At 46.8% G+C, this 17,270-nt stretch carries 14 protein-coding genes, 4 tRNA genes, 3 rRNA genes and 1 riboswitch; of the genes, 5 read left to right on the forward strand and 16 right to left on the reverse strand.

The window, feature by feature from the left end; translation table 11 throughout:
* Nucleotides 1-76: 76 nt before the first annotated feature.
* A riboswitch (TPP riboswitch) is annotated at nt 77-175 on the reverse strand.
* 52 nt (nt 176-227) lie between these two features.
* The 8 genes from crcB to VA249_RS14390 all read right to left on the reverse strand — a co-directional run bounded on the left by crcB (nt 228) and on the right by VA249_RS14390 (nt 6,637).
* Nucleotides 228-611, reverse strand: coding sequence for a fluoride efflux transporter CrcB (crcB, locus tag VA249_RS14355; protein WP_221068369.1), 384 nt, complete (start codon nt 609-611; stop codon nt 228-230).
* A 432-nt stretch (nt 612-1,043) separates the two neighbouring features.
* Nucleotides 1,044-1,120 (reverse strand) — tRNA-Asp (locus VA249_RS14360).
* A gap of 65 nt (nt 1,121-1,185) precedes the next feature.
* Nucleotides 1,186-1,302: ribosomal RNA gene (gene rrf / locus VA249_RS14365) — 5S ribosomal RNA — on the reverse strand.
* Between the two features lie 131 nt (nt 1,303-1,433).
* Nucleotides 1,434-4,326: ribosomal RNA gene (locus VA249_RS14370) — 23S ribosomal RNA — on the reverse strand.
* Between the two features lie 369 nt (nt 4,327-4,695).
* A tRNA-Val gene (locus VA249_RS14375) sits at nt 4,696-4,771 on the reverse strand.
* 67 nt (nt 4,772-4,838) lie between these two features.
* A tRNA-Lys gene (locus tag VA249_RS14380) sits at nt 4,839-4,914 on the reverse strand.
* 2 nt (nt 4,915-4,916) lie between these two features.
* Nucleotides 4,917-4,992 (reverse strand) — tRNA-Glu (locus VA249_RS14385).
* 90 nt (nt 4,993-5,082) lie between these two features.
* Nucleotides 5,083-6,637: ribosomal RNA gene (locus VA249_RS14390) — 16S ribosomal RNA — on the reverse strand.
* The 16S, 23S and 5S rRNA genes sit together here with 4 tRNA genes alongside, the layout of an rRNA operon.
* Nucleotides 6,638-7,180: 543 nt before the next feature.
* Between VA249_RS14390 and VA249_RS14395 the strand changes: the two genes are divergently transcribed.
* Entirely contained in the window at nt 7,181-7,735 is a 555-nt protein-coding gene (locus VA249_RS14395; protein ID WP_221068370.1) for a gamma carbonic anhydrase family protein, read from the forward strand.
* A gap of 23 nt (nt 7,736-7,758) precedes the next feature.
* Here VA249_RS14395 and VA249_RS14400 read toward each other — a convergent pair whose 3' ends face one another.
* The 4 genes from VA249_RS14400 to tsaC form a co-directional block, all read right to left on the reverse strand.
* On the reverse strand, nt 7,759-8,022 hold the full coding sequence (locus VA249_RS14400; RefSeq protein WP_009708001.1) for a DUF1488 family protein: 264 nt from the start codon (nt 8,020-8,022) through the stop codon (nt 7,759-7,761).
* Nucleotides 8,023-8,025: 3 nt separating this feature from the next.
* Entirely contained in the window at nt 8,026-8,859 is an 834-nt protein-coding gene (gene aroE, locus VA249_RS14405) for a shikimate dehydrogenase (RefSeq protein ID WP_221068371.1), read from the reverse strand.
* 99 nt (nt 8,860-8,958) lie between these two features.
* Entirely contained in the window at nt 8,959-9,876 is a 918-nt protein-coding gene (hemF, locus tag VA249_RS14410) for an oxygen-dependent coproporphyrinogen oxidase (RefSeq protein ID WP_221068372.1), read from the reverse strand.
* 34 nt (nt 9,877-9,910) lie between these two features.
* On the reverse strand, nt 9,911-10,468 hold the full coding sequence (tsaC, locus tag VA249_RS14415) for an L-threonylcarbamoyladenylate synthase type 1 TsaC (RefSeq protein ID WP_020196744.1): 558 nt from the start codon (nt 10,466-10,468) through the stop codon (nt 9,911-9,913).
* A gap of 200 nt (nt 10,469-10,668) precedes the next feature.
* Here tsaC and purE point away from each other — a divergent pair, with 200 nt between their 5' ends.
* Together purE and VA249_RS14425 are read left to right on the forward strand one after the other, a co-directional pair.
* Nucleotides 10,669-11,154 (forward strand): 5-(carboxyamino)imidazole ribonucleotide mutase, encoded by a 486-nt coding sequence (gene purE, locus VA249_RS14420; protein WP_005440742.1) that lies wholly within the window; start codon nt 10,669-10,671, stop codon nt 11,152-11,154.
* Between the two features lie 4 nt (nt 11,155-11,158).
* A complete protein-coding gene (locus VA249_RS14425) occupies nt 11,159-12,292 on the forward strand; it encodes a 5-(carboxyamino)imidazole ribonucleotide synthase (RefSeq protein ID WP_221068373.1) in 1,134 nt (377 codons plus the stop codon).
* A gap of 64 nt (nt 12,293-12,356) precedes the next feature.
* Here VA249_RS14425 and VA249_RS14430 read toward each other — a convergent pair whose 3' ends face one another.
* The 4 genes from VA249_RS14430 to VA249_RS14445 are packed head-to-tail and all read right to left on the reverse strand — an operon-like array spanning nt 12,357 to nt 15,612.
* Nucleotides 12,357-12,926: a DNA topoisomerase family protein gene (locus VA249_RS14430; protein WP_221068374.1), complete on the reverse strand. Its 570-nt coding sequence runs from the start codon at nt 12,924-12,926 to the stop codon at nt 12,357-12,359.
* A 22-nt stretch (nt 12,927-12,948) separates the two neighbouring features.
* On the reverse strand, nt 12,949-13,428 hold the full coding sequence (locus VA249_RS14435; protein WP_275946046.1) for a DUF494 family protein: 480 nt from the start codon (nt 13,426-13,428) through the stop codon (nt 12,949-12,951).
* A 2-nt stretch (nt 13,429-13,430) separates the two neighbouring features.
* Entirely contained in the window at nt 13,431-14,540 is a 1,110-nt protein-coding gene (gene dprA / locus VA249_RS14440; protein ID WP_221068375.1) for a DNA-processing protein DprA, read from the reverse strand.
* Entirely contained in the window at nt 14,524-15,612 is a 1,089-nt protein-coding gene (locus VA249_RS14445) for a LysM peptidoglycan-binding domain-containing protein (RefSeq protein ID WP_221068376.1), read from the reverse strand. The genes dprA and VA249_RS14445 overlap by 17 nt, the downstream gene beginning before the upstream one ends.
* 138 nt (nt 15,613-15,750) lie before the next feature.
* Here VA249_RS14445 and def point away from each other — a divergent pair, with 138 nt between their 5' ends.
* Nucleotides 15,751-16,269, forward strand: coding sequence for a peptide deformylase (def, locus tag VA249_RS14450; RefSeq protein ID WP_221068377.1), 519 nt, complete (start codon nt 15,751-15,753; stop codon nt 16,267-16,269).
* A gap of 31 nt (nt 16,270-16,300) precedes the next feature.
* Nucleotides 16,301-17,248, forward strand: coding sequence for a methionyl-tRNA formyltransferase (gene fmt / locus VA249_RS14455; RefSeq protein WP_221068378.1), 948 nt, complete (start codon nt 16,301-16,303; stop codon nt 17,246-17,248).
* Nucleotides 17,249-17,270 lie beyond the last annotated feature (22 nt).

Below are 17,270 nucleotides of genomic sequence, written 5' to 3' on the forward strand. Positions count from 1 at the left end.
GGACAAGTTGAGCGGATGCTCTTCGTCTATAACAACATTCGACTATTTGATAGGTCGACCAGATAGAACTCTGGTGTAGATATCTTCTCTTGTTCCCTTCGCAGATTCTAATCTGATCAGGTTCAACGGATCCCGAATTAACGGTCTCAGCCTTATGGCACTCCGACAAGTGAAATCAGTATATAAAAACGGCTTGGTTAAACCAAGCCGAGTTGTTCAAAATTTGACTAACTACGCATCAATAACTGAAAGCCAATCCATGCAGCTGAGATGCTTAGTACAACATTCAATAAAACGTTCAGACCCATTTTGAAGAAAGCGCCTTGTTGCATCAAAAGAACATTATCCATCGAGAACGTGGAGAATGTTGTTAGTGCACCAAGAAAGCCTAATCCAATGATTTGGCGCCAAGGATCAGTTGCAAGTATCTCACTTTCAAACGCCGCAATCAGCAGCCCCATAATAAATGAACCAACCACGTTCACAGTGAGGGTACCGTACGGAAAGCCACGACCAAGTAGCATCACACAAAGTTCAGAAATTAAGTAACGAGAACATGCACCAAATGCGCCACCTAATGCAATAAACCCCAAAATGGATAGTTGTCCCATAGTTCCCCCAGAAAAGTTAATGGCGACATTGTAATCAAATCTGAGGCTATAGTGACGATGAAATCTTAGAATTTAGCAAACGCCCTCACTCGGAATTTGGGTATATTTTAAAAGTTACAGGTGTCACGTAGGGCAAATAAACACCGTTTCAACAAATGTGTTAACGAGAAAAGTGAACACAAGCTCATATGAGGCTAACAGAAGAGAAAATTTTAAGCTACTGATTTCTGTTAGCACTATGATTACTTATTTTTAGGAGTACTAGAGAAATATAGAATATACGACAAAACCCTAGCATTGCTACTAGGGCTTTGTCTGAATAAATGGCGGGGCGGCCGGGCTTGCGTTCAAGCGGGACTCGTTGGTCGAAGACCAAGTTTATGCATATACGAAAAAGCCCCAGCATTTCTGCTAGGGCTTCGTCTGAATAAATGGCGGAGCGGACGGGACTCGAACCCGCGACCCCCGGCGTGACAGGCCGGTATTCTAACCAACTGAACTACCGCTCCACACGGTGACGGAGATTTCTCTCTATCCGGTAATCGCCGTTCAACGCGTTTACCTTAAAATTAAAGCCTGGCGATGTCCTACTCTCACATGGGGAAACCCCACACTACCATCGGCGCTATTTCGTTTCACTTCTGAGTTCGGAATGGAAATCAGGTGGGTCCAAAATGCTATGGTCGCCAAGCAAATTCTGTCTTTTTACTTTCGCTTTTTCGAAAAAAGGGAAAACAAAAAGTTTGGAAAGCTGTTTTTGTGTTCTCTACACAATCAAGTCTTGTTCTTGCTTTGAGTCCATCAAAACCCTTTGGGTGTTGTATGGTTAAGCCTCACGGGCAATTAGTATCAGTTAGCTCAATGCCTCACAGCACTTACACACCTGACCTATCAACGTCGTAGTCTCCGACAACCCTTTAGGATACTTAAAGTATCAGGGAGAACTCATCTCAAGGCTCGCTTCCCGCTTAGATGCTTTCAGCGGTTATCGATTCCGAACTTAGCTACCGGGCAATGCGTCTGGCGACACAACCCGAACACCAGAGGTTCGTCCACTCCGGTCCTCTCGTACTAGGAGCAGCCCCTTTCAATTCTCCAACGCCCACGGCAGATAGGGACCGAACTGTCTCACGACGTTCTAAACCCAGCTCGCGTACCACTTTAAATGGCGAACAGCCATACCCTTGGGACCGACTTCAGCCCCAGGATGTGATGAGCCGACATCGAGGTGCCAAACACCGCCGTCGATATGAACTCTTGGGCGGTATCAGCCTGTTATCCCCGGAGTACCTTTTATCCGTTGAGCGATGGCCCTTCCATTCAGAACCACCGGATCACTATGACCTGCTTTCGCACCTGCTCGAATTGTCATTCTCGCAGTCAAGCGGGCTTATGCCATTGCACTAACCTCACGATGTCCAACCGTGATTAGCCCACCTTCGTGCTCCTCCGTTACTCTTTGGGAGGAGACCGCCCCAGTCAAACTACCCACCAGGCACTGTCCGCAACCCCGATAAGGGGTCGACGTTAGAACATCAACACTACAAGGGTGGTATTTCAAGGACGGCTCCACAGATACTAGCGTACCTGCTTCAAAGCCTCCCACCTATCCTACACATGTAGGGTCAATGTTCAGTGCCAAGCTGTAGTAAAGGTTCACGGGGTCTTTCCGTCTAGCCGCGGGTACACTGCATCTTCACAGCGATTTCAATTTCACTGAGTCTCGGGTGGAGACAGCGTGGCCATCATTACGCCATTCGTGCAGGTCGGAACTTACCCGACAAGGAATTTCGCTACCTTAGGACCGTTATAGTTACGGCCGCCGTTTACCGGGGCTTCGATCAAGAGCTTCGACCGAAGTCTAACCCCATCAATTAACCTTCCGGCACCGGGCAGGCGTCACACCGTATACGTCATCTTACGATTTTGCACAGTGCTGTGTTTTTAATAAACAGTTGCAGCCACCTGGTATCTGCGACTCTCGTCAGCTCCATCCGCAAGGGACTTCACCATCAAGAGCGTACCTTCTCCCGAAGTTACGGTACCATTTTGCCTAGTTCCTTCACCCGAGTTCTCTCAAGCGCCTTGGTATTCTCTACCCGACCACCTGTGTCGGTTTGGGGTACGATTCCTTACAATCTGAAGCTTAGAGGCTTTTCCTGGAAGCATGGCATCAATGACTTCACTACCGTAGTAGCTCGACGTCGTGTCTCAGCCTTAGAAAGAGCCGGATTTACCTAACTCTTAAGCCTACGCACTTGAACCTGGACAACCGTCGCCAGGCCCACCTAGCCTTCTCCGTCCCCCCATCGCAATTGTAAGAAGTACGGGAATATTAACCCGTTTCCCATCGACTACGCCTTTCGGCCTCGCCTTAGGGGTCGACTTACCCTGCCCCGATTAACGTTGGACAGGAACCCTTGGTCTTCCGGCGAGGAGGTTTTTCACCCCCTTTATCGTTACTCATGTCAGCATTCGCACTTCTGATACCTCCAGCATGCTTTACAACACACCTTCAACGGCTTACAGAACGCTCCCCTACCCAATGAAGTAAACTTCATTGCCGCAGCTTCGGTTTATTACTTAGCCCCGTTACATCTTCCGCGCAGGCCGACTCGACCAGTGAGCTATTACGCTTTCTTTAAATGATGGCTGCTTCTAAGCCAACATCCTGGCTGTCTGAGCCTTCCCACATCGTTTCCCACTTAGTAATAATTTGGGACCTTAGCTGGCGGTCTGGGTTGTTTCCCTCTCCACGACGGACGTTAGCACCCGCCGTGTGTCTCCCGGATAGTACTTACTGGTATTCGGAGTTTGCAAAGGGTTGGTAAGTCGGGATGACCCCCTAGCCTTAACAGTGCTCTACCCCCAGTAGTATTCGTCCGAGGCGCTACCTAAATAGCTTTCGGGGAGAACCAGCTATCTCCAGGTTTGATTGGCCTTTCACCCCTAGCCACAAGTCATCCGCTAATTTTTCAACATTAGTCGGTTCGGTCCTCCAATTGATGTTACTCAATCTTCAACCTGCCCATGGCTAGATCACCTGGTTTCGGGTCTATATCCAGAGACTGAACGCCCAGTTAAGACTCGGTTTCCCTACGGCTCCCCTAGATGGTTAACCTTGCCACTGAATATAAGTCGCTGACCCATTATACAAAAGGTACGCAGTCACAGGACGTAATGCCTGCTCCTACTGCTTGTACGTACACGGTTTCAGGTTCTATTTCACTCCCCTCACAGGGGTTCTTTTCGCCTTTCCCTCACGGTACTGGTTCACTATCGGTCAGTCAGTAGTATTTAGCCTTGGAGGATGGTCCCCCCATATTCAGACAGGATATCACGTGTCCCGCCCTACTCGATTTCACTGAATGTGCGTTGTCGACTACGGGGCTATCACCCTGTATCGCCGGACTTTCCAGACCGTTCGTCTAACGCATATAAAGCTTAAGGGCTAGTCCAATTTCGCTCGCCGCTACTTTCGGAATCTCGGTTGATTTCTTTTCCTCGGGGTACTTAGATGTTTCAGTTCCCCCGGTTCGCCTCATTAACCTATGAATTCAGTTAATGATACTAGCTTGTGCTAGTGGGTTTCCCCATTCAGAAATCCCAGACTCAAATGGTTGTTACTACCTAATCTGGGCTTATCGCAAGTTACTACGTCTTTCATCGCCTCTGACTGCCAAGGCATCCACCGTGTACGCTTAGTCACTTAACCATACAACCCCAAAGAGTTTCAGAAGAAATCTTGAGTTTGTTGTTTAAACAACCAAAGTTGCTATCTCATTATTTAAATGAGCGAGATAGCTATCGATTTTGCCGGACTCAAATATGTTTTGCTTTCGCAAAACCCAAGAACACTTGAATGTGTTTTTGTGTATTCATCGAAATGAATACTTTGAGAACTTTACAAACAAACGCTTATCTATTTAAGACAAGATTTGTTTTGTCAGCTTTCCAAATTGTTAAAGAGCTATGTTTCTTCACAAGGAAGTACATTTTCTAAAGACTTTCAGAGTCGATAATTCCAACCACATCCGTTTTACTGAAGTGGTTTGGACTTTCCTATCCAAAAATACTTAGAGAATGGTGGGCGATACCGGGCTCGAACCAGTGACCCCCTGCTTGTAAGGCAGGTGCTCTCCCAACTGAGCTAATCGCCCACATAAGTTTCCCTTTGCCTTCACTTTCTAAAAGTGAAAATAAAGAGCCATGCTTCGTGGAGAAGAATGGTGGGTCGTGCAGGATTCGAACCTGCGACCAATTGATTAAAAGTCAACTGCTCTACCAACTGAGCTAACGACCCAATGGTATCCCGTAGGGGAGTCGAACCCCTGTTACCGCCGTGAAAGGGCGGTGTCCTAGGCCTCTAGACGAACGGGACACTGGATTGAAGATATTGGGATATCTTCGTCTCTTTTACTTTATAAACCGTATCAATCTGTGTGGACACTCATCGTGAGTAATCATCGTATAAGGAGGTGATCCAGCGCCAGGTTCCCCTAGCGCTACCTTGTTACGACTTCACCCCAGTCATGAACCACAAAGTGGTAAGCGTCCTCCCCGAAAGGTTAAACTACCTACTTCTTTTGCAGCCCACTCCCATGGTGTGACGGGCGGTGTGTACAAGGCCCGGGAACGTATTCACCGTGGCATTCTGATCCACGATTACTAGCGATTCCGACTTCATGGAGTCGAGTTGCAGACTCCAATCCGGACTACGACGCACTTTTTGGGATTCGCTCACTTTCGCAAGTTGGCTGCCCTCTGTATGCGCCATTGTAGCACGTGTGTAGCCCTACTCGTAAGGGCCATGATGACTTGACGTCGTCCCCACCTTCCTCCGGTTTATCACCGGCAGTCTCCCTGGAGTTCCCGACATTACTCGCTGGCAAACAAGGATAAGGGTTGCGCTCGTTGCGGGACTTAACCCAACATTTCACAACACGAGCTGACGACAGCCATGCAGCACCTGTCTCAGAGTTCCCGAAGGCACACCTGCATCTCTGCTGGCTTCTCTGGATGTCAAGAGTAGGTAAGGTTCTTCGCGTTGCATCGAATTAAACCACATGCTCCACCGCTTGTGCGGGCCCCCGTCAATTCATTTGAGTTTTAATCTTGCGACCGTACTCCCCAGGCGGTCTACTTAACGCGTTAGCTCCGAAAGCCACGGCTCAAGGCCACAACCTCCAAGTAGACATCGTTTACGGCGTGGACTACCAGGGTATCTAATCCTGTTTGCTCCCCACGCTTTCGCATCTGAGTGTCAGTATCTGTCCAGGGGGCCGCCTTCGCCACCGGTATTCCTTCAGATCTCTACGCATTTCACCGCTACACCTGAAATTCTACCCCCCTCTACAGTACTCTAGTCTGCCAGTTTCAAATGCAATTCCGAGGTTGAGCCCCGGGCTTTCACATCTGACTTAGCAAACCACCTGCATGCGCTTTACGCCCAGTAATTCCGATTAACGCTCGCACCCTCCGTATTACCGCGGCTGCTGGCACGGAGTTAGCCGGTGCTTCTTCTGTAGGTAACGTCAAATCCATACGCTATTAACGCATGAACCTTCCTCCCTACTGAAAGTGCTTTACAACCCGAAGGCCTTCTTCACACACGCGGCATGGCTGCATCAGGCTTGCGCCCATTGTGCAATATTCCCCACTGCTGCCTCCCGTAGGAGTCTGGACCGTGTCTCAGTTCCAGTGTGGCTGATCATCCTCTCAGACCAGCTAGGGATCGTCGCCTTGGTGAGCCCTTACCTCACCAACTAGCTAATCCCACCTAGGCATATCCTGACGCGAGAGGCCCGAAGGTCCCCCTCTTTGGCCCGTAGGCATCATGCGGTATTAGCCATCGTTTCCAATGGTTATCCCCCACATCAGGGCAATTTCCTAGGCATTACTCACCCGTCCGCCGCTCGCCGCCCAACAAATCCTCCGAAGATTCAATGTTGTCGCTGCCGCTCGACTTGCATGTGTTAGGCCTGCCGCCAGCGTTCAATCTGAGCCATGATCAAACTCTTCAATTTAAGATTTTGTTCGGCTCAATGAATACTGACTTCAAAACTGCTCTTACTCAAAAGTAAGAAGTAATTTTAAAGCTATTATCGTTCCAACAGAACGATAATGAATTGACTGTGCCAAGTCTTTCGACTCGTTTGGTCACTCAGTTCATTGAAACCTAATTTGATACCGAGGTATCTAATTGGATTATCATCAACGAGTGCCCACACAGATTGATAGGTCTATATTGTTAAAGAGCTTTCCTATTGAGCTTTGCTCAAATCGGACGGCCATTTTAGCGAGATAAAGTTTAGTGTCAACCACTTTTTTTAAACTTTCTTTCAAGCGTTTCCACTTGGCTAATTGGCTTGCTAACTTGGCTTGCGTTCCTTTCGGAGCGTTGCCGTGTCAGCGAGGTGGCATTATAGAGATTGCGATCACATTGGCAAGCCCTTTTTTACGTTTTTTTTGATTTTTTTATCGTTTGAATGTTTTTTATTCTAAAAGGTGCATTTTTGCTACTCTTCTCATCAGATATTACCGTTATTAACGCTTTATAAGGAGTAAAGATGAGTTCAATTAGAAGCTATAAAGGTATACGTCCTCAGTTGGGCAAACGTGTATATGTCGACTCAACCTCTGTTTTAGTCGGTGATATCCGAATTGGTGATGATTCTAGTATCTGGCCATTGGTCGCAGCTCGTGGTGACGTGAATCATATCCACATTGGCGAACGGACAAATATCCAAGATGGTAGTGTTCTCCACGTCACCCATAAGAATACAGAGAATCCAAACGGCTACCCGCTCATTATTGGCAATGACGTAACTATTGGACATAAGGTGATGCTTCACGGCTGCGAGATTCACGATCGCGTGTTAGTGGGTATGGGCGCGATAGTGTTGGATAATGTTATTGTAGAGTCAGAAGTAATGATTGGCGCTGGCAGTTTAGTTCCACCGGGAAAAGTACTAGAGAGTGGTTACTTATATGTTGGTAGTCCAGTAAAACAAGCTCGCCTTTTATCAGAGAAAGAACGAGCTTTCTTACAAAAATCTGCCAATAACTACGTACAGAACAAAAATGACTACATAAATGAAGTAAAAGACATCAACGACGAATAATATAGTTGGTTAGCAATAGTAAACTAATCAATGATGATATGGCCTTCTTCATCGAAGGCTTCATCTTCTATTAGCTCTTCGGCGATTTCTTCTAGATCGAATCGGTAATCAGTAAACACTTTAATTGCCGCTTGCTCAGTTTCAATCAGTGAACCACTGAGCTTTTCTAACTTTTGTTTAGTGACATAGCACTCAATCAACGCACCAGATTGCTGCGCAGCAAAATTTACCGATTGCGATGCTTCATCCCAAGACTGCATGTCAGGGAATAGGATAGATTGATTCATTGATTATTGACCTTCAAGGTTCTTTCTTAGTTCTCTAAGAATTTGTTTTGCGCCAGGTCGTAAACCACGCCATAGCATAAAGCTTTCCGCTGCCTGCCCCACTAACATACCGAGACCATCATACGCTTGAGCAGCACCATTTTCTTTTGCCCATAAGTTAAAGCTCGTCCCCCCTTTGCCATAAATCATGTCATAGCTCGTACTATTAACAGCAAAGATAGAGGATGAAATAGCAGGCAGTTCTCCACTAAGAGAAGCAGAAGTGGAGTTAATGATGACATCATACTCTTCATCAATACTTTCCATCTCTTTGGCGACGATAGGACCGTGAGAGACAAACAGCTCTGCAAGCTCCTGTGCCTTACTAAAGGTACGGTTGGTAATGGTTAAGGAAGTCGGCTTTTGATCGAGGAGTGGTTTAATCACTCCACGTGCTGCACCACCGGCACCAATAATTAAGATTCGCGCCCCTTCCAATACAACTTGGTGTTGAAGCAGATCTTGCACTAAACCTGCGCCATCAGTGTTATCACCAATGATTTCACCATCATCTAACTTCTTGAGAGTGTTGACTGCGCCCGCCAACTGAGCACGCTCAGTCAGACGGCTAGCAAATTGATAAGCGTCTTCTTTAAATGGCATGGTAATGTTGCACCCCTTGCCACCTTCAGCAAAAAACACTTTAGCTGCGTCAATAAAGCCATCAACAGGTGCACTTTCTGCGGTGTACACCAAAGACTGATTGGTTTGACGAGCAAACAAGGTGTGAATGAATGGCGACTTACTGTGTCCGATAGGGTTACCAAACACGGCATAGCGATCAATTTGCTGAGTCATTTCCTTACCTTTATTCCTTACTTATAGAGAAAAAACAGGGCCACCTGATTACAGATGACCCTATCACTATCTATCTATATAGAAAAGGAGATTCAGAACTTACCACTCGCGAGGTTGTAAGTATCGTTCGTAAAGCTCTGCTTCTGGAGAGCCAGCTTGCGGCTCATAGCTGTATTCCCATCGTGCAAGTGGCGGCATCGACATTAAAATCGACTCTGTACGCCCGCCACTTTGTAGGCCAAATAGAGTACCGCGGTCATACACAAGGTTGAACTCAACATAGCGACCACGGCGATACAGTTGGAACTCACGCTCGCGCTCACCGTATTCAATGTCTTTACGACGAGAAACGATCGGTAGATAAGCTTGGCAATATCCCTCACCAACCGCTTTGATGTAGTCAAAGCACTTATCAAACTCCCACAGGTTTAGGTCATCAAAGAATAGACCGCCGACACCACGAGTTTCATTACGATGTGGTAAGAAGAAGTATTTGTCACACCACGCTTTGTGCTCTGCGTAAACGTCGTCACCAAATGGCGCACAAAGCTGTTTTGCAGTGTCGTGCCATAATTGGCAATCTTCTTCGAATGGGTAGAAAGGTGTTAGGTCAAAACCACCACCAAACCACCAAATTGGGTCTTCACCGTCTTTCTCTGCAATAAAAAAACGGACGTTGGCATGTGAAGTCGGTACATAGGGGTTGTGAGGATGGATAACCAGAGAAACACCCATCGCTTCAAAACGACGACCAGCTAGCTCTGGGCGATGCGCCGTCGCAGACGCTGGCATTTCATTACCTTCTACATGAGAGAAGTTCACTCCTCCTTGCTCGAAGATATGGCCATCACGCAATACGCGAGTACGGCCACCACCACCAAGACGCTCTCCTTTTTCACGTTGCCAAGCATCTTCGACAAAGACGGCCTTTCCATCTTCTTGTTCTAGTTGCTGACAAATGGAATCCTGAAGTGACATCAAGAACTGCTTTACGGCGTGCTTATCAATTGCTGACATACGTGTAGTACCTATTGATTGCTGACTAGCAGGGTTAGCCCTGTCTTAATATTTGCGAGGTTTTAGCATCACGGATTTCACTAGGCTTGTCACGACCACTGGTTTCACCACGTAAGATCGCCACAAGTCGGTCACCTAACTGTTCTTCGACTTCTTCCGTCGTCATACAAGGAGGCAGGCCAGTAAGATTCGCGCTGGTAGAGGTTAGCGGCTTTCCGAACGCATTACACATCTTTTGTACTAAAGGATGATCCGTCACACGTACGGCAATCGAATCAAATTGACCCGATACCCAATGAGAAACTTTGTCACTCGCAGGCATGATCCAAGTGTATGGACCAGGCCACGTTGCGTGTACTTTATCTAACTGCTCTTGAGTCAACTGAGATTCATCAACATAAGGCAAAAGCTGCTCATAGCTAGCCGCAATAAGAATGAGCCCCTTCTCTACTGGGCGCTGCTTTAGCTCTAGCAACTTTTGAATCGCTTCTGGGTTATCTGGATCACAGCCGACACCAAATACGCCTTCTGTTGGATAGGCAATCACTTCGCCTTTTTGTAGTGCTTCAAGCACCTGTTCAAAGTTATCCACCAATTACTTCCTGATAGTCTTATCTGTTGTGTTTGCACTAAGTGTACAAATATTCATTCTCAGAGACTAAATCAATTTGTTTATAAAATGTATCAATACCATTTACAAACACACGCAAACGTTTGCTTGAGGTAAAAATCCCCGTATAATGCGCACAAATTTATCAGCTCACCTAATTTTGCAGCTTGAAGGAGTTTGAGATGAAAGTCGGTATCATCATGGGTTCTAAATCAGATTGGCCAACCATGAAACTAGCAGCAGACATGCTGGATCAATTTGGCGTGTCTTACGAAACAAAGGTGGTGTCAGCTCACCGTACTCCTCAATTATTGGCTGATTACGCAAGCAGTGCCAAAGAACGCGGTATTAAAGTCATCATCGCGGGTGCAGGCGGAGCCGCTCACCTACCAGGCATGGCAGCAGCGTTTACCAGCGTACCTGTACTTGGCGTTCCAGTTCAGTCTCGTGCACTGAAAGGCATGGATTCACTGCTTTCTATCGTACAAATGCCAAAGGGTATTGCGGTTGGTACATTGGCGATTGGCGAAGCTGGCGCAGCAAATGCTGGCATCCTAGCAGCTCAAATCCTTGGTACACATGATGAAGCGATCATGGCAAAAGTCGAAGCGTTCCGTAACGAACAAACGGAAACCGTATTGGCGAACCCAAACCCTGCTGAGGATTAATCAGATGCATGTACTGGTTCTTGGTGCGGGTCAACTAGCTCGTATGATGTCTCTGGCTGGTGCGCCACTGAATATTCAAATCTCAGCTTACGATGTGAGCAGCGGTAACATCGTTCATCCACTGACTCAGCACGTACTAGGCAACGGCTTAGAGAATGCAATTGAACAAGTCGACGTCATTACTGCTGAGTTCGAGCATATCCCACATGATGTGCTCGATGTTTGCGAAGCGAGCGGTAAGTTCTTACCAAGTACGCAAGCCATCAAAGCAGGCGGTGATCGCCGTGTTGAAAAGGCATTACTTGATGATGCTGGCGTGCGTAACGCGAAATACTACGTAATCGAAACTCGTGAAGACTTTGACCGCGCAATTGAACACGTTGGTATGCCAATGGTTCTGAAAAGTGCGTTGGGTGGTTACGATGGTAAAGGCCAGTGGCGCTTAAAAGAAACTTCTCAAGTCGAAGACATTTGGACAGAGATGGCAGAGTGCATCGCGGCAACACCAACTCAAGCGATTGTTGCTGAGGAATTTGTTCCTTTTAACCGCGAAGTTTCACTGGTTGGTGCTCGTGGTAAAGATGGCAGCGTTGAAGTGTACCCTCTGGCAGAGAACGTTCACACCAATGGTGTATTAAGCCTCTCAACAGCAATTGATGCACCTAAGTTGCAAGAACAAGCGAAACAGATGTTCACGGCCGTTGCCAACAGTTTGAACTACGTTGGTGTGTTAGCCCTCGAGTTCTTCGACGTTGACGGCACGTTGCTGGTTAATGAAATCGCACCACGCGTACACAACTCTGGTCACTGGACTCAGCAAGGTGCAGAAACTTGTCAGTTTGAGAACCACCTACGCGCCGTGTGTGGCATGCCTTTGGGTAGCACGAAACTGGTTCGTGAAACCTCGATGATTAATATTCTTGGTGAAGACATACTACCAGAAGCATTGCTAGCGATGAATGGTTGCCACATTCATTGGTACGGCAAAGAAAAACGTGCGGGTCGCAAGATGGGCCACATCAACGTATGTGGTGACTACACAGGCGAACTTAATCGCAAACTTTGTGCATTAGCAGAGGTTCTGGATGAACAGGCTTTCCCTGCTGTACATGAATTTGCCAAGCAGTGGCAAGCCTAGAAAAGCATCGGAATAAATAGCAAAAGGGTCGCATGATGCGACCCTTTTTAATTCGTACTGAAAGTTATTGTGATTGAGTATGGTGGCACTTACGGCTCGCGCATTGCAGTTTAACCCCGCTGGCCAGTTTCTTTTCTACCAACAAGGTAAACCCACATTCCTCACAGCGGCCTCTTACAGGTGGCAAGTTCACCGCAAACTTACACTTCGGATAATTATCACACGCGTAGAATGTTTTACCAAATCGAGTCTTACGCTCAACCAAATGTCCTTTGCCACATTCTGGGCAAGCATGTTGCTCTTTCGCTTGCTGCTCTGGCTCAGGTTGGTTAATCGACTCAATATGATGACATGCAGGGTAATGGCTACAACCAACGAACATACCGTAGCGCCCTTGGCGGAGTACCAACTCATTGCCACATTCAGGGCAAGGTACACCCAACTCTTTCACGATGTGACCGTCATTGCTGTGTAGCGGCTTAATATAATCGCAACTTGGGTATTGGCTACAACCTAGAAAAGGGCCGTGTTTACCGTGCTTAAGCGAAACTTCCCCACCGCATTTAGGGCAAGGTTCGCGCTCAAGCGCATGCTCGTGTGCCGAGAAAAGGTTGTGATCGATTTTACTACTCATACTCACCGCTCAAGCGAAGATATTAATGAAGAATACCTTGTTCCTTGGTGTACAGCAGCTCTTCCATCAGCGTGTAGGCGTTTTCGTTGCCCGGAACATTAAACAGCACCATAAGGATGATCCATTTAAGGTCCTCAAGCTCAAACTCATTAGTTTCCAGCCCCATCACACGATCGATAACCATCTCTCGTGTTTCTGTGGTCAGAACATTGATTTGCTCAAGGAACAATAAAAAACCACGACATTCGAGGTCCAAACGCTGCATCTCTGATGCCGTATAGATACGAGTCGATGCCGATGCGATACACGATGAGATAGCAGAATGTGCATCACTTTGTTGTAACGCTGCCAACTCTTCTAACCAGACAAGGGCTTTGTAGATATCTTTTTGTTGGAAACCTGCTCGAAGCAATTCATCTTCCAACTCGTCTTGATCGACCTGTAAATCTGCATCGCTATGGATGTAGGTTTCGAATAGATACATAAGTATATCCATCATCATAGCTAGCCCCTCCCCTTTCGAATATAGCCACCGGATACTGCAACAACATGCCCTGAAAGCTCAAGCTCTAAGAGCTGCATCATGACTTCTTGGACAGATATATTGGTCCTGTTTGCAAGAATATCAACTGGTGTAGCCTCATTTCCTACGTTAGCGAACAGCTGAGGAAATGGCAATTCTTCTTCACTCATTGGCGTAGAAAACAAATCTACACTCTGACTAACAGACCAATTGAGTAAAGATTGTATTTCATTTAGCACCTCTTGGGTATTTTGTACGAGGCAGGCACCACTACGAATCAACTGATTACCCCCCGTCGCATTCGGGGCATTGATTGACGTAGGCAACGCAAACACTTCACGCCCTTGCTCAAGGGCATAACGTGCCGTTATCAAAGAGCCGCTTTTTTCTGCCGCTTCAACAACTAAAACACCTAAGGATAAGCCACTTATAATTCGATTTCGACGCGGAAAGTTTTCTGCTCTCGGTTTTGCTTCCGGGCGAAACTCCGACACTAACGCACCGCTTTCTATCACCCGCTGCGCCAGACTACGATGCCTTGCTGGATACACTTGCTCTAATCCTGAGCCTAGCACTGCGATCGTTTTACCACCGGCTTGCAAAGCTCCATCATGCGCATGACCATCAATACCTAAAGCCAATCCACTGGTCACGATCAGATCATGCTGAACGAGTTCTGAAGCAAAACTGCGTGCATGTTGCAAACCATTCACACTGGCGTTGCGACTACCAACCATGGCGATTTGTGGCAAGGATAAACAGCTCGCATCACCTTTAACAAACAACAAAGGAGGCGGAGCGACCGTTTGCTTTAATAGCGGTGGATACCGGGGGTTAGCCAAGGTAAGAATTGAATGCTGGGAAGATGACGCTAACCAAGCTAAACAAGCATCCACTTCTTTATCAACCATAGACCACGCTTGTAGTTGCTTGTCGGTAAACCCTAAAAGTTGCAGCTCAGAGGTTGAATACTGGACGATATTGCTTGGCGAATCTTTACTCAACAACTTATTCAGCTTTACCGCGCCGATCCCCGGTAAACACGTTAGTTTTAACCAAGCAGCAAGGTCACTCTCATTTTGTATTTTCATTCGAATAAGAACTCTCAACTGAAAGAGGGGCCAAAAACACGTTTTTATCAATCGGCCTCGTGCTCTTGGTAATTAACGCGAAACTAAAATAGTCATACAGATCGACAACAACTAATTCTCCGACTTTGATACGAGGGAAAACAAACTGAGTGTCAAATACACCGCTTTCTGTAACAAAGGAGCTCTCACCGTCAAGCGCCGGACGCGCTGCTTCTTTAAGTTCAAACACGCTACCTAGGCGCAGGCCATCCTTAGATCCTTTATCTACAACAACAATTTGGTTGGTCGAGCTAAAATGAGTGTTATCTAAGTTACCAAGTACATTAACAGAGAGGTTCACTGATGATGGTGAAAGGGTGGATGTGGAATTGTGGGACACATTATTTAATAAAGGCAACGCAACATCATTGCGCAGAATCTCTTGTTGTTGAGAAGTAATGTTTAATCCAGAAAAGGCACTTGAAGATTCAACCAACGTTCCTCTTGCGATCAACCGTAGAGACGTAACATTTTGAGAAACATCTTGTCTATGATACGTCTCCAAACGACGAAAAATAGCCCACTGAACCGCCGAGTGTGCACCGCTAATGTAAACCGTCTCATCCGCCGTTAGATACTTGTGGCCAGATTTATTTCCGATCACTTTTGCGGCAGCAGTCAAAGCATTATTATCAATCAACCTATTGTTCTGAAACCCAGACAACACCAGTGGTTCAAGGGGTGCGACTATCGGTTTCTTCTCAATAATGCGAATCTTAGGGCTAAGCTTTTTAATCGGTTTTACGCTCAAAACCGGTTGTTCGTTGACCCAATCCAACACAATGGTGTCACCAGGATAAATTAGGTCTGGGTTATTAATTTCAGGGTTTGCTTGCCACAAACGAGGCCAATGCCACGGACTAGCAAGATACAGAGACGAAATACTCCAGAGAGTATCACCTCTTGAAACGACATAGAATTTGGGAGCATTCGCTTTAAGACTCAAAGGTTGCGAGCCCTTACTTGCCAATGCATTGAAAGCCAAAAGTATCAGAAAAACTGCACATGAAGCATCATAAAGAATTCGATTCATGGCCCTCACCCTTGGTCTTTTTGTCCGTTAACTGAATGGAAATTGGTGCAAGGATGCTGTCATTTAGGCTATAAAATGTCTAGAATTGAGCCAACAAGGTTTGTGCTGTTACGGCACAGTTCAATATTTCGAGTGAATATGTCTGTATTACAAGTATTAACATTCCCAGATGATCGCCTGCGTACCGTTGCAAAGCCTGTCGAGGCGGTGACACCTGAGATTCAAAAAATTGTCGATGACATGATTGAAACCATGTACGACGAAGAAGGTATTGGCCTGGCAGCAACGCAGGTAGATATCCACCAACGTATCGTAGTAATTGATATTTCAGAAAATCGTGATGAACCAATGGTGCTCATCAACCCTGAGATTCTGGAAAAGCGTGGCGAAGATGGCATCGAAGAAGGCTGTCTATCAGTACCAGGTGCTCGTGCACTAGTGTCTCGCGCTGCTGAAGTTACCGTTAAAGCCCTAGATCGCGATGGCAAAGAGTACACTTTTGACGCTGACGATCTACTCGCTATTTGTGTTCAACACGAACTGGATCACCTACAAGGTAAATTGTTCGTTGATTACCTATCGCCACTAAAGCGCAAGCGTATCCAAGACAAACTAGCAAAAATCAAACGCTTTAACGAGAAGCAGCAAAGCGCTTAATCTCGATACAAACAAATAGAGGAAGCCTACCTTGAGTCAGTCTTTACGTATTGTCTTTGCAGGTACTCCGGATTTCGCCGCCCGTCACTTGGCGGCGTTGTTGTCTTCGGAGCACGAAGTAATCGCGGTTTATACTCAACCAGACCGCCCAGCAGGTCGTGGTAAAAAGCTTACTGCAAGCCCAGTAAAAACCATCGCTCTTGAGCATGATATTCCAGTTTATCAGCCAGAAAACTTCAAGTCAGATGAAGCAAAGCAAGAGCTTGCCGATCTGAACGCCGACATCATGGTTGTTGTCGCTTATGGTCTATTGCTTCCACAAATCGTTCTAGACACACCTAAACTAGGCTGTATCAACGTACACGGCTCGATTCTTCCTCGTTGGCGTGGTGCGGCACCGATCCAACGCTCAATTTGGGCTGGTGATGCCGAAACTGGCGTCACCATCATGCAGATGGACATTGGTCTGGATACTGGCGACATGCTAAAAATCGCGACATTGCCGATTGAAGCAAGCGACACTAGCGCATCAATGTACGAGAAACTTGCTGGCTTGGGCCCTGATGCTCTGATTGATTGTTTAGCAGACATCGCTGCTGGTAAAGCAGAGCCGGTGAAGCAAGACGATGAGCTTGCAAACTACGCGAAGAAGCTAAGCAAAGAAGAAGCGCGCATCGATTGGAACGACGACGCAGCACACATTGAGCGTTGCGTTCGTGCATTCAACCCATGGCCAATGAGTCACTTTGAAGTTGCTGAAAACAGCATCAAGGTATGGCAAAGCCGTGTTGCTGAGCAAACTAGCGACAAGCCTGTGGGCACGATTGTACAAGCGGATAAAACCGGTATTTACGTTGCGACAGGCAACGGCGTACTGGCATTGGAACAGTTGCAAGTTCCGGGTAAAAAAGCCATGTCAGTTCAGGACATCCTGAACTCACGTGCATCTTGGTTTGAAGTTGGTACTCAACTGGTTTAAAAACCAGACAACGGTGTCAAAA

Origin of the sequence: Vibrio alfacsensis, assembly GCF_019670485.1 — a bacterium.
GTDB classification, from domain to species: domain Bacteria; phylum Pseudomonadota; class Gammaproteobacteria; order Enterobacterales; family Vibrionaceae; genus Vibrio; species Vibrio alfacsensis.